At 45.0% G+C, this 13,701-nt stretch carries 9 protein-coding genes; 1 reads left to right on the top strand and 8 read right to left on the bottom strand.

Annotated features, from left to right (window positions below; translation table 11 throughout):
• Positions 1–323 precede the first annotated feature (323 nt).
• From KE626_RS02545 to KE626_RS02530, 4 genes are all read right to left on the bottom strand, one after another.
• Positions 324–1,727 (bottom strand): RagB/SusD family nutrient uptake outer membrane protein, encoded by a 1,404-nt coding sequence (locus tag KE626_RS02545; protein ID WP_211971308.1) that lies wholly within the window; start codon positions 1,725–1,727, stop codon positions 324–326.
• Between the two features lie 19 nt (positions 1,728–1,746).
• A complete protein-coding gene (locus KE626_RS02540; RefSeq protein ID WP_211971307.1) occupies positions 1,747–4,773 on the bottom strand; it encodes a SusC/RagA family TonB-linked outer membrane protein in 3,027 nt (1,008 codons plus the stop codon).
• Positions 4,774–5,250: 477 nt separating this feature from the next.
• The gene (locus KE626_RS02535; RefSeq protein ID WP_211971306.1) at positions 5,251–5,940 is read right to left on the bottom strand and encodes an IS1595 family transposase; all 690 of its coding nucleotides are present in this window, start codon (positions 5,938–5,940) and stop codon (positions 5,251–5,253) included.
• A 256-nt stretch (positions 5,941–6,196) separates the two neighbouring features.
• Complete coding sequence (locus KE626_RS02530) at positions 6,197–8,563, bottom strand: efflux RND transporter permease subunit (protein ID WP_249207213.1); 2,367 nt, start codon at positions 8,561–8,563, stop codon at positions 6,197–6,199.
• Between the two features lie 223 nt (positions 8,564–8,786).
• Between KE626_RS02530 and recO the strand changes: the two genes are divergently transcribed.
• Positions 8,787–9,524 (top strand): DNA repair protein RecO, encoded by a 738-nt coding sequence (gene recO, locus KE626_RS02525; RefSeq protein WP_211971304.1) that lies wholly within the window; start codon positions 8,787–8,789, stop codon positions 9,522–9,524.
• Here the strand turns inward: recO and KE626_RS02520 are convergent.
• The 4 genes from KE626_RS02520 to rsfS all read right to left on the bottom strand — a co-directional run bounded on the left by KE626_RS02520 (position 9,489) and on the right by rsfS (position 13,611).
• A complete protein-coding gene (locus KE626_RS02520) occupies positions 9,489–10,307 on the bottom strand; it encodes a UDP-2,3-diacylglucosamine diphosphatase (RefSeq protein WP_211971303.1) in 819 nt (272 codons plus the stop codon). The two genes, recO and KE626_RS02520, sit on opposite strands and share 36 nt — an antisense overlap.
• Positions 10,308–10,454: 147 nt before the next feature.
• Positions 10,455–11,090, bottom strand: a complete 636-nt coding sequence (locus KE626_RS02515) for a LutC/YkgG family protein (RefSeq protein WP_211971302.1) — start codon at positions 11,088–11,090, stop codon at positions 10,455–10,457.
• Between the two features lie 8 nt (positions 11,091–11,098).
• Positions 11,099–13,129, bottom strand: a complete 2,031-nt coding sequence (ftsH, locus tag KE626_RS02510) for an ATP-dependent zinc metalloprotease FtsH (protein WP_211971301.1) — start codon at positions 13,127–13,129, stop codon at positions 11,099–11,101.
• 77 nt (positions 13,130–13,206) lie between these two features.
• The gene (rsfS, locus tag KE626_RS02505; protein ID WP_211971300.1) at positions 13,207–13,611 is read right to left on the bottom strand and encodes a ribosome silencing factor; all 405 of its coding nucleotides are present in this window, start codon (positions 13,609–13,611) and stop codon (positions 13,207–13,209) included.
• Positions 13,612–13,701: the final 90 nt, after the last annotated feature.

The following is a 13,701-nucleotide window of genomic DNA, read 5'->3' as shown; positions in this document are numbered from 1 at the left end:
TTGACTAAATAAGCAGATTAACGGTTCTTAATTTACAATTTCTTAAGCAAAATAGATTTGGGTCGGGTAAAATACTATCATAAATTTCATATTACTTGCTATATGAAAAATGATAAATCTTTGTTAAAATACATCTGACATCTGCAATTTATCGGAAATGTTGAGATTTGGAACAGTGCATTTCATATATTTTTTTTAAACATATATAGAAGTAAGCATACCTGTTTTACTTATTGCGGAAATGGCGCATGCTATCGGAAGATAAAAAAAGGGGATACCAGCTGGCATCCCCTTTTTTTATCTTCCTGAAATACAATCAATTATTAGTTACCATACCCTGCATTCTGTTCAATTGGGTTGGTATTCAGTTCCACCTGCGGAATAGGGCAGAGGGTAATAGGCGAACCCGCTGTGATAGTACACGGAGCTGTTATTTCCAAGAGGTTATGGCAGAAGTTGCGGACAACATCTTTGCCATTCCTCATGAGGTCGAAATAACGATGACCTTCAAACATAAATTCCTTCCTGCTTTCTGCAAGCACATTATCAAGTACATCTTTGTCTGCAATACCTGACAACTGCGGCAAACCTCTCTGCACTCTCAAGGTATTCAGATCAGCAATAGCTTTAGCGCCCTGGTTCAGGTGTGCATATGCTTCCGCCCGGATCAGGTACATTTCCGCCAGACGCAGCAATTTAGGACTGTGCATACCGGCAATTCCATCCTGGCTTGCAAATTTCAGGTTTGTTTTTTCACCGGTACTCCCATCAGAAAATACACCGATTAATGCATTTCTTTTATCTGCTGCAGTAAGGGTAGCAGACAAATCCGGGGACACGCGAATATCTCCGTAACCTGGCTTCAGATACATCTGACCAATATTGTCAGATCCCAGATCTTCGGCATTACCGGTAAATCTCAACGTGAAAATTTCCTCCGGCGTACCGGCCGTGCTGTAAAATGATGCGATACCGGCAGGTGCAGTTAAGGTAAATCCTGCATTGATTACACTGGTTGCTTCATCGATAGCTTTCTGGTCATCTCCTTTAGCGAGGTAAACCCTGGCCAGCAATGCAGATGCTGCATACTGGCTGGCATGAAATTTTGTTTCCGCGCCTACATTTACCAGCAATTTTTTTGATGCGGTTAAATCTGCAATGATTTGCGCATACACTTCCGCAACAGAACTGCGAGGCGTTTGTGTTACGGCAAATTTCAGATTAACAGGCACGCCCGGCTGGCTACCATTAGTGTTACGGTACGGTTTGGCAAACATGTTTACCAGGTCGGAGTAACCCAGGGCCCGGATAAACAGTGCTTCTCCCTTAGCGATATTCTTCGCTTCCTGGTCACCGGTTACGGCATCCACACTATTGATAATGTTATTAGCTCCAAGAATCGCCTTGTAAGCCGCTTTCCAGAAATCTTCCACATCCGCATCCTGTACATTATACTCACGCTTAAAGCTGGAAATAAAACGGTTGCTGTTTTTTGCCGCGATGTATACGTTATCACCGCTTACTTCGGTCATCAACCAATAGTTACGACCATAATACTCCGTTTTCTGTAACAAATCATATGTTCCGGCGAGCGCAGACTGTATGCCCGGTAAATCGCTCAGGGCTTCGCCCTGTTCAAGTGAATTGCTCGGCTTTACATCCAGCTTACTTGTACAAGCCTGTAACAGTACCGCTGCTGCAAATATGCCTATGATATATTTTTTCATGCTGATTATCCTTTTAAAATTACAATGTGATATCTACTCCAAAGCTCACGCTCTTATTAACCGGATACTTAAAGAACTCATATCCATCATATCCGATTTCCGGATCTACACCTGAGTAGTTAGTGATTGTCCACAGGTTAGCGCCCTGTACATATACACGGATGCCTTGTATCTTCGCAGCTTTCAGCATATTGGAAGGCAGGTTGTAACCCAGTGTAACATTACGCAGCCTTATGTAGGAACCATCTTCCAGGTAACGGGAAGAAGAAGAATTGGATGATCTGTTTCCACCAATCACCGGTTTCGGACGATCTGCCTTCTGACCCGGGGTAGTCCAGTAATTCTGTCCGGCTTCTACGTTGTAGTTCCATCCAAAACGGGAACCGTCTGCATCACCATATCTCCTGGTAGCGTTAAAGATTTCATTACCCTGGGATACATAAAAGAATGCAGACAGGGAGAAGCCTTTATAGTTAACAGTATTGTTGAAGCCCATAGTAAATTTGGGCATCGTGTTACCAAAAGTTTTATAGGCAGCCTGGTTAATGTTATTGGTTGTTTTGCCATCGGCAGTGTACCACAGCGGATCTCCGTTTGCAGGATCCACACCCGCCCATTCTTTCAGGTACCAGGTATAGGCCGGCAAACCTTCTTTCAGGATGGTGTTGGTGTAGATCTTTTGTTCAAAATCCTCAAAGTTATTGATAGGCTGGTGGTCATATAGTTTTAACACCTTATTGCGGTTCATGGCAAAAGTTACATCAGTGGTCCAGGTTAATTCCTTAGACTGGATATTCACGGATGACACTGTTGCTTCAATACCACGGTTCCTGATCGCACCTACGTTATCTGGTCTGGTACTCTGACCAACAGAAGGAGCAATAGGTACATTCATCAACAGGTCTGTGCTCTTCTTGTTATACAGATCCACGGAAACATTCAGCCTGTCTTTCAGGAAGCCCATATCCAGTCCAATGTTGGTGTTAGTACTTTTTTCCCAGGTAAGGTCCGGGTTGCCGATACCATCCAGGAAGCCGCCTGGTGCGCCATTGTAGCCAACATTGTATTTATATAATGCCATCCATTTGTAGTTACCGAAGCTGGCGTTACCGGTAGTACCATAGCTGGCTCTGAGTTTCAGGTTGGAGAAGATGTGCTGCGACTTCATGAAGGCCTCATCTATTACACGCCAGGAAGCGCCCAGCGCATAGAAGGTACCATACTTGTTGTTAGGACCGAAACGGCTGCTGCCGTCTCTTCTGATGGAGCCTGTCAGGTAATATTTATTGTTATAAGTATAGTTTAACTGTCCGAGGTAAGAAACAAAACGGTAATCGTAAGAATCACCGGCTACTGACTGCGGCGTGGAAGCTGCATCCAGCACATTCAGTTTACCGCTGGCCAATCCAATACCTGATGCGTTAAAACCATCGAAGTGTGTAGGCACATACTCCATCATTGCCAGGTAATCAAACTGGCTTTTTTCGCCAATGTTGAAGTTACCGGAGAAGGATGTTTGCGAAGTGATGGTCCTGTTGCTCTGGCTGGCTTCCAGGATGCTTCCGCTCTTGGAATTATCAGCCGGGTTAAACGCATCTGCTGTAGTAGGGTCCTGGAAAGATTTCTGGCGGGCCATGATCATATCAGCAGAAACAGTCTGCGTAAATTTCAGCCAATCAAATACGTGGTAATTCAGGAACATTTTTCCCAGGCCACGGAAGTTATAGTTGCGGTTGGTATTCAATGGCACTGAATACAGGAAGTTATCCCCGGTAGGAGAGTTCGCCCACGCGGCTTCCAGACCGGTGTATAAAGAACCATCTGGCTTGTATGGATTCAGCATTGGAGAGTTGGCAAAACTTGCCAACAGCGGGCTGCTGTAACGGTTACCTGCGCCGGCGTTATTGGCATCGCTGTAAGACAGGTTCAGGTTCATACCAATATCCAGGCGGTCATTTACCTTATGTTGTATGTTAGATACCACAGAATAACGTTTCAGGCCGGAATTGATCAACGCGCCATCCTGGCTGAAATAAGCGCCGGAGAGGTAGTATTTGGTTTTGTCGTTTCCGCCGCTGGAAGAAATCTGGTAGTTCTCTGTGCGTCCGTTCTGAAAGGCTGCATCCCTCCAGTCAAACATATGATTCAGTAAAGAATCTGGATATTGTGCCTTGATGTCATCTTCACTGGTACCGTTTAAACGCAGTACATCTTTCTCATAGTCAAAAGCCTGCTGACCACTCATCTGTTTCCATTTGCCGAAGCTGGGAGAAGTGAAGCCATACTGTGCTTTAAAATTTACATTGGAGCTGCCTGCTTTACCTTTTTTCGTAGTGATAACGATTACGCCGTTACTACCTCTTGAACCGTACAATGCTGTAGCAGATGCGTCTTTCAGCACGTTTACACTTTCAATGTCGTTAGGATTGAGGTTAGCCATGATGTCGCTGCTCTGTGTCTGGTTGTCGTAGTTGAACTGACCGCTGTTTACGATCACCCCGTCTATTACATACAGCGGACCGGCACCGGCGCTCAGGGAACCTATACCACGGATTGTTACCTTCTGGGCGGAGCCTGGCTGTCCGGAAGAGGAAGCAGTTACCACACCGGGAGCACGTCCCTGCAGGATCTGGTTTACATCCGGCATCGGTACGTTCTCAATTTGCTTGGAACTTACTTCTGCAATGGAGCTCACCATTTTTTTACGGTCTACCTGTGTATAACCTGTTACCACCACTTCGCTCAGTTGCTTGTTGTCGGTGTCCAGGCTTACGTTCAGCACCTCTTTATTGGCAGGAAGCTCCTTTACCAGGTATCCCACAAAGGAGAAGGTCAATACCGCATTGCTGTTGTCTACTGTAATTTTGTAAGAACCATCCGGGGTGGACATGGTGCCCTTGTTGGTTCCCTTGATCTGAATGGTTGCACCGGGTATAGGCGAACCGTCTTTACCATCGGTAACTCTCCCTGTTACTGTGCGACTCTGCGCATAGACTTGCCCGCCCAGAAATAGCACGGACAAGAGGAGAAATAACACTTTCCTCATAAGCATGATTTTGTTGTTCCTTAACCTTAAAAAATAAATAATCTGATCAAGGCTAAAAAGCCGTAATTCAATTGGTTTCCGTTAAATCAGTTGATGAAATCGTGATGGGATACTAATGCAGGCGAGTTGGCAAGCTGTGCAATATACACTTTGACATAACTAAATAACTAACCACTACCATTGCGATTTATTCAATAAATCATCAATAGAAGTAATTAACTTCTTCCTCATAAGCAGTTTCCTTAGCAAATTTTCAACCGGGTTCAAATGTAATAATTCTTAACAAAAAATTAAGCTTGAAAAGTTGCCGTTAACAATTAGACAACAGTTTTTTAACGTATCATTAACTTATCGAGAATAAGCATGATACGTAAGGGCATGAAAGTAAACAAGCGGCAAGAATACCGCCTGTACTCATCAACCAAAATCTAAATCGAGATTAATGTTGCCCCGCATAAAGCGGGGCTAAATATCTTATCAGGAAAGGGTAAGCGGATATGTTTTTAACAACTCCAGCAGTACCATAAACAGATCATCGTTACGATGATTAAACCGGTATTCACACTCTTTCAGGTGCAAATAGGCGGTGTTACGGTTTAACCCCTTAAACTTGGCCAGCCGGTGCTTTGTTAAGCCCCAGAAAGCGTCTACATCGTCCATCTGGTGGGTATCCGAAGTTTGCCCCAGTCTGTACAGGCGATACTGTCCCAAATCCACCAAACCGTTAAAGCGGCGCAAACGTTCTGCTGCTCCCTGGGTTTCCAGAACGGAACGCCCGCGTGTGGCAGCGTGAATCATTGAGCGACTAACGTCGGGGAGAATTTCGGTGTGCAACCTGTCTGAGGATCTGCAGATGCCGAAGATGACTGGCTTTACAATCCGGTCTACTTCCGGCTTTACCGCCACCAGCGTGTCGCTGTCGTGGTCAGGGGTAGGGTCACTGAGCCGGTTTTCGTAGGTCAAAACGGGAACGGGCGCAGGATGCTGCGTCTCGCAAAAGCGTGCAATCTGGTGTCGTAGCTTTTTCAGGTAGCTGTTAATAGTTACCCTGCTGACACCGCTGATATTGGCTATCTGCGTCGCAGTAAGATCATCGGCAAACAGCCGCAGGATCTCCTTAAATTTGCGCTCAGATAAATGAGCGCCCTTTAAGTACTTATTTTTCATGAACTATGTGGTTAGAATGGCATTATAAACCTCATACTTTTTCATTATAATACCCCCCCATTTTTTACAAGCGGTGAAAAGGGTATGTGAATGCTGTCCACTAGATTATTTCAGGGCGATTCTTTATCCATTTTAGCTAAATATTTAGCATTGACTGCGAAATGCAGGCACTAAAAAGCCATTGGGGCAAACATAATGCAGTAAAATTGCTGCCTTACATCCGCCCCAATGGCCTTAAATTTTCCCTGAAAAGGGCTTATTCCTGGTCGCTGATACCCAGCTTTTCGATGTCTATATCTTCTTCTTCATCCAGCACTTTCCACAGCTCCTTCTTTTTCGCCTTCTTCAACAACGCCTTCTCCATCCATAACAGCAATGCCGGCAATATCGTGAGATTGGTGATCATAGCCACCACCAGCGTCAGCGAGGTAAGCCAGCCCAATGCCTTGGTACCGCCAAACTCGGAAAAGCTAAAGATCATAAACCCGGCAAACAGGATTGCAGAAGTATAAATAATGCTCAACCCTGTTTCATGAATCGTTTGCTTTACCGTAGCACTGATATCAAAATCATGACGCGGTAGCTCCTGCTTGAAGTTTACCAGGAAACGGATGGTAACATCAATGGCTATACCCAGCGCCACACTAAACACCAGCACTGTAGATGGTTTCAACGGAACGCCCACCCAACCCATTACACCGGCCGTTACCACCAGCGGAATTACATTCGGCACCAGTGAAATGATCAGCATCCTCCAGGAACGGAACAGGTATAACATACACAGCATAATCAGCACAAAAGCTAATATGATACTTTCCATCAACCCATTGATGATAAACCGGGTGCCTTCCTGGAATATAACACTGGTACCCGTAATGGTTACCTTGTAATGAGCCGTATCAAATATGGCCGTCACCTTCGGTTGCAGTGAATCCAGTAATACCGGCAATTTCTGCGAACCCACATCCTTCATATTCACACTTAACCGGGCCACCTGCTTGGTACTATCCATAAAGGAAGATACCAGCTTCGAAAACGTGGAGGCCGCTCCATTAGTATTGCCGCCTTTCATACGCAGATACGGCGCCAGGAAACCCAGGTCAAACTGGTTAGGCACTGCAAAATTGGAACTGTCGCCGTTATAATAAGCCTGCTTTGCAAACTTAATACCCTCCACTACGGACAGCGGACGGCCAAAATCCGGCTGCGATGCTATCAGCTGGGTGAGCTCATCCAGCTTGTTCAACGTTTGCAGATTTATTACACCATTCTTCTTCTTGGTGTCTACCGCTATCTCCAACGGCATTACCCCTTTAAAATTTGTTTCCAGGAACTTCAGATCCGTATATAACTTGTCCGTATGCGGAATATCATCAAGCATATAACCTACTGATTGCAGCCGCCCCATTCCCACAATGGCCAGCACCACCATCACCACAGTTACGCCGTATACCCATGGCCGGTACCTGAACACCAACGTATTCAGGAAGTCCAGTATAGCGCCAAAAAAACGGTTATCAAGATAAGTGGTATGCTTGCTCTTCGGTGCAGGTAAATAGCTCAATACAGAAGGCAGGAAGATAAAAGAGATCAGGAAGATGAACATTATATTCAACCCCGCTACCACACCAAACTCCTTCAGGATAGCGCTGTTGGTAAAACAGAATACGCCAAACCCGATGGCAGCCGTAAGGTTGGTAAACAAGGTTACAATTCCCATACGCTGTATCATGTGTACCAAAGCCCTGGTTTTATTGGCATCTTTGGCATACTCGGTATGGTATTTACTGAGAAAATAAACACAGTTTGGAATCCCTATCACTACTATCAACGAAGGTATCAGACCCGTCAGCAAGGTGATTTTATATCCCATCAGCACAATGGTACCTACCGACCAGATCACCCCAATGGCTACCACAATCATCGACATCAGCACGGCGCCAAATGAACGGAAAAACAGGAACAGGATTAACCCTGTAAGCAAAAATGATATTTTTAAGAACAACTTCAACTCATCCGCCACCTTAACGGCCATGGCTGTACGAATCAGCGGCAAACCGCTCAGATGCACCTCAGTATGTTGTTTCTCCTGGAAAGCCTCCGCCAGCTTGGTGACCTCTTTCACTACCGCTGTACGTTTGGGCGAATTAAATACATCCTTGTTTACATAAATCGCCATGAGATAAGCGTGGCTGTCGGGGTTGTATAAAAGCCCCTTGTAAAACAGGAGTGTATTAAAAACCCGGGATAAACTATCAATCACTACCTGGTTACCCAGATCCCCCCTGAAAAGCAGGTTAGCCTCCAGCTTCTGGGTACTGTCGTTCTTTACCAGGTTAATGGCCATGGGCACGCTCATAATGTTTTCCACTGCAAAAACATTCTTCATATCCTTGTTCAGCTGAACATAATCTTTGAAAAAATCTGCCTGGAAAAATTTGTCCGTTTGCACCGCCAGCATGAGCACATTGCCATCTCCCCCAAATTTCTTTTTAAATTCCTGGTATTCAAGAAACTTAGGGTTATCATGCGGGATAGTAGCCACATAATCGTAAGACATTTGAACCTTACTGGCATAATAACCCATCACGCCGGTACCGGCGAGCAGTAGAACAAGAAGCAATAATCGATATTTTAGCACAAAGCCGGCTAAACGTTGCCACATAAGGATTTCCTTTTTAGTAATGGGCGTAAAGGTAATTAAAATAGCTATTAGCTGTTAACCAACAGCGATGAGCCGGCTGGTTTTAGCTACCAGCTGTTGGCTTTTATCCTTTAGCTGCAAAATGCGATGATTTGCTACCCTGCTTTGTAGTAACTTGCAAGCCTAACAGCATCACCGCATAATGCTTCACAAAACACGCGGCATCGTATTACGCACCGTTAAGTATGGAGATACGAGTCTGATCGTAAATATATTCACAGAACTTTTTGGTGTGCAATCGTACATGGTAAACGGCGCACGCTCCTCCAAGCCCAAAGCGGCTAAAGGGAACCTGCTGCAACCCGGTAATATCCTGGAGCTGGTAGTGTATCACAATGAAATAAAAAATCTGCAACGGATTTCTGAGTATAAGCTGGGATATATTTATAATGCCGTACATCTTAACGTAATAAAAAATACAGTAGCCCTCTACATGATAGAGCTGCTTCAAAAATGCCTGAAGCAACCCGAACAGCAACTGGATCTTTATTACTTTACAGAAAACACCCTGCAGCTGCTGGATATATCCGCTCTTTCTGTAGTGGCCAATCTTCCTTTATATTTTACACTGAAACTAGGGGAGCAGCTGGGTTTTCGCCTTAATGGCCGGTTCTCCGAATACACGCCTTACCTGGATTTACAGGAGGGTACTTTTACAGATCTGCCGCCGCATCACGTTGATCACCTGGATGCGCACAGCAGCGAATTAACTGACCAGCTGTTTCAATGCACAGAAGTGCAGCACCTGGCGGCTATTACAATGAATAAGGAAAGAAGAAGGAAACTACTGTATGCCTACCTGGATTTTTTCCGGCTGCATCTGCCCGATTTCACGGAAATGCATTCACCGCCTATCCTTCACGAGATCCTGGACGCCTGATCTGGCGGCCTTTTCACCCGCTTCGGTAAAAAACTTCAAGGTTACATCGTTGCCATCATAAACGGCAAAGGAGAAATAATTCAGCCAGTCGCCCAGGTTGATATAACGACTGTTATCAGCTAACGAAATATCAAGCGGCAGATGTCTGTGTCCGTATATGAAGTAATCAAAATGTTCCTGTTGTAATATTTCTTTGCTGTAAATCGCCAGCCATTCATTTTCCGCGCCGAGGAAATGCTCCAGTTCCTGACCGGCGGCAGAGCGGCTTTTACGGCTGAAATAGTTGGCCAGGGCAATTCCCCAGGCCGGGTGAATAGCGGAAAACATCCAGCGGCAAAAGGGATTCCGGAATACCTTTTTCAGCATCTTATATCCATGATCGCCGGGGCCTAAACCATCGCCATGACCAATATAAAATCGCTTCTCACCAATGGTATAAGTTTGAGGTTCGTAGTAAACAGGGATATTCAGTTCCTCTTCAAAATAACCATTCATCCACATGTCGTGATTACCGATAAATACAGAGATACCGATGCCTTTATCGCTTAATGCTGCCAGCTTTCCCAGTATACGGGTATATCCCTTGGGGATCACATGTTTGTATTCGAACCAGAAATCAAAGATGTCGCCTACCAGGAAAATATGCTGTGCATCGGGTTCCACCTGGTCGAGCCATTGCAGGATCAATTTCTCCCGCTCCCTGCTGGCAGCGGCATTGGGCGCACCAAGATGAAAATCTGAGGCAAAATATACTTTCTTATTGGCCGGTAAGTGGATATCCATCGTTCTTGAGCTTTTAGCCGTTAGCTTTTAGCTTTTAGCAAAATGCAGCGGAGATGATAATATCTCCGCTGCATTTTACCAGATAATATGTTAATCTCCGCTGCATTTTGCTAAAAGCTAAAAGCTAACGGCTAAAAGCTGTTTTATTTATTCGTCTACTAAAAATACGTATACTTCTTTCGGGCCATGAATGCCCACTACCAGCGTTTTTTCGATATCTGCCGTACGACTGGGTCCCGTTGCAAAGGATATTGCAGAAGGGATGTCGTTTCCATACCTATCTTTCAGTTTACTGAACGCATCCTTCAGGTCAAATACCAGCTGGTGCGTATAAGCAATCATGATATGTACGGGTGCATATACCGGCAATGATCTGCCACTGGGTTGTGCTGAACTGAGTACCACTGTTCCGGTACGGGCTACCAGGTATTCACAGTCTGTGATGGCAGCATCCGCCTCGTGCATGTTACCCCGGTTGAGCACCGGTAATTCTTCCTGGTGAATGGTTTTCAACAGGGCAGGTGTTTGACAGAAAACGTTATGCCACTCTTTATTTTCACAAAGGGCACGAAGGCTTTCCATCAGTTCTCCTTTTCCGGTACAGTAAACAAACTTTCCCTGTAACCGCGTGAATTCTTCTGCGAACTTTAATTCCAGGCTCTCATTCTCGGTTCTGAAAACAGACGAGTTGCCCTCCGAATTTGGGAAGGGCAACTGTACTGACTGACTTAACGCATTCCGTACTCTCTTCAGAATATTTTCCTTAGCAGGAGAAATCTTCATATCACTATTTACGCATTAGCTGGTGAAGGAGAAGGGTTGATGATATCTGATGGATGAACACCATCAGTTGTCATGCCTTCTTTATTCAGTAAATGTTCTCTGTGAACGTCGAAAGGACGTTTACCGATCAGTCTTTCCAGGTCGGCCTGGTATAAAACTTCTTTCTTCAGTAATTCCTCCGCCAGTACCTTTACCTGTTCCATCTTTTCAGTCAGGAGGGCTTTGGTTCTGTCATAGGCAGTAGCAATCAGCTTTCTTACTTCATCATCAATCAATTTGGATGTTTCTTCTGAGTAAGGTTTGGTAAAGGACTGCTCGCTGTTAGGATCGTAGAAAGATACATTACCTACTTTATCGTTCATACCATATACGGTCACCATAGCATAGGCCATGCGGGTAATTACCTGCAGGTCGTTTTGTGCGCCGGTTGAAATTTTACCGAATACCAGTTCTTCTACAGCACGGCCACCGAGGGTCATACATATATCGTCGAGTAACTGTTCGGTGTTGTACAGGTATTGTTCTTTCGGAAGATATTGAGCATAGCCGAGTGCCGCAACACCACGGGGAACGATCGTTACTTTCACCAACGGATTGGCATGTTCCAGGTGCCAGCCGCAGATAGCGTGACCAGCTTCGTGGTAGGCAATCACTTCTTTTTCTTCAGGAGAGATGATCTTATTCTTCTTTTCCAATCCACCGATTACACGGTCAATGGCGTCGTTGAAGTCGTCCATTTCTACCTGGTTTTTGCCTTTACGGGCAGCAATCAGGGCGGCTTCGTTACATACGTTGGCAATATCGGCGCCGGCAAAACCAGGCGTCATAGAAGCCAGCTTCTTCACATCCAGGTTAGGAGATGTTTTGATTGGCTTTAAATGCACTTCAAAAATAGTTTCCCTTCCTGCCAGATCCGGCTTGTCAATAGAGATCTGACGATCGAAACGACCCGGACGCAACAGCGCGCTGTCCAGTACATCAGGGCGGTTGGTAGCCGCAAGGATGATGATACCGCTATCCGTTCCGAAACCATCCATTTCCACCAGTAACTGGTTCAGGGTGTTTTCGCGCTCATCGTTACTCATCATTACGTTCTTACCTCTTGCCCGGCCAATCGCGTCGATTTCATCAATGAAGATGATACAGGGCGCTTTTTCACGGGCCTGCTTAAACAGGTCGCGAACACGGCTCGCACCTACCCCTACAAACAGTTCCACAAAGTCGGAACCGGACATAGAGAAGAAAGGAACCTGCGCTTCACCTGCCATCGCTTTTGCCAGCAGGGTTTTACCGGTTCCCGGAGGACCTACCAGCAACGCACCTTTGGGGATTTTACCACCCAATGCAGTATATTTTTTAGGATTCTTCAGGAAATCCACAATTTCCATTACTTCTACTTTGGCTTCATCCAAACCAGCCACATCGTTGAAAGTGATATTCACACGGGTGCCTTTGTCGAACAGGGTAGCTTTGGATTTGCCGATATTGAAAATACCGCCTGGACCACCGCTGCCACCGGAAGGGCCGCCCATTTTACGCATCAGCAATATCCACAAACCAATGATCAGGATAATAGGCAACAGCAACTGGAAAATTGGTTCAAACCAGCTCTGACGCTCATCATATGATATCTTTACCAGGTTCTCTGCCGGAACACCTTCCTGTGCTTTATCTATATCCTTTTTGAAACTTTCTTCGCTGCCTATGGTAAAGCGGTAATGAGGACCGGGGTTCTCTCCGCCAAACCTGCTTTTATTAACCGCGTTAAATTTTGCCTCTTTTAAAGAGTCCTGTTTTATGTAGACTTCTACATATTTTTTGTTTACAACTACCAGCTTATCTACATCTCCCGGTTTCAGATAATTGATCTGAAACTCCTGGAAACTGATTTCCTTTGTTGAGGATCTGAAATCACCAAAAATGTTCATTGCAAGCAGGGCCACGCCTATAAAGGCATACACCCAGTATATATTGAACTTCGGTCCTTTCTTAGGTGATTTTTCCGAACCTTTGTTGAAGTTATTGCCTCCTTTTTCCATAATCTTACGCTCCTTTACGGATGTTTATTGCAATCAGAATAATATGAATAATTAAATTCTAAAACAACTGTTTTTGTTTACTCTTCTACGTGGTCCATTCTATCGGCATCACTCCACATCTCTTCCAGATTATAGAATTTCCGGTTTTCGGGTTGAAAAATATGAACAACAACATTCACATAATCCACCAAAACCCAGTTTTGTGAACTAAATCCTTCGTGTTTATAGGGTTCTTCCGACGTATGCTTCTCCACCTCGTCTGACACATAATCAGCAATGGCTTTCACCTGGGTGCCCGAATTGGCTTCACATATTATAAAGAAATCGGCCACGGCTTCAGGAATCTGGCGTAGATCCAGGGATACGATATTTTCCCCCTTCTTATCCTGTATGGCCTTTATGATGGTGGTAAAAATTTCACTTTCTCTGGTCAGGCGTAACTGCGCCTTCTTTCTCGTGCTCAGAACGGTTAAGGGTGCCAATAAATCTCGTTTTTGTTAAAAATAATCTTTAATTGTCAAAGTTACTAAACAAGCAGTAATATAACATGGTTTAATATCACTTGCGGGCCC

This window comes from Chitinophaga hostae, from assembly GCF_018224885.1.
Lineage (GTDB): Bacteria > Bacteroidota > Bacteroidia > Chitinophagales > Chitinophagaceae > Chitinophaga > Chitinophaga hostae.
The sequence above is the reverse complement of the archived record's forward strand: the minus strand, read 5'-3'. Positions and strand labels throughout refer to the sequence as shown.

Excerpts from the sequence above, each read along its gene's own strand:
- KE626_RS02545 (WP_211971308.1), bottom strand. The coding sequence starts at position 1,727 with ATGAAAAAATATATCATAGGCATATTTGCAGCAGCGGTACTGTTACAG.
- KE626_RS02540 (WP_211971307.1), bottom strand. The coding sequence starts at position 4,773 with ATGAGGAAAGTGTTATTTCTCCTCTTGTCCGTGCTATTTCTGGGCGGG.
- KE626_RS02535 (WP_211971306.1), bottom strand. The coding sequence starts at position 5,940 with ATGAAAAATAAGTACTTAAAGGGCGCTCATTTATCTGAGCGCAAATTT.
- recO (WP_211971304.1), top strand. The coding sequence starts at position 8,787 with ATGCTTCACAAAACACGCGGCATCGTATTACGCACCGTTAAGTATGGA.
- KE626_RS02520 (WP_211971303.1), bottom strand. The coding sequence starts at position 10,307 with ATGGATATCCACTTACCGGCCAATAAGAAAGTATATTTTGCCTCAGAT.
- KE626_RS02515 (WP_211971302.1), bottom strand. The coding sequence starts at position 11,090 with ATGAAGATTTCTCCTGCTAAGGAAAATATTCTGAAGAGAGTACGGAAT.
- ftsH (WP_211971301.1), bottom strand. The coding sequence starts at position 13,129 with ATGGAAAAAGGAGGCAATAACTTCAACAAAGGTTCGGAAAAATCACCT.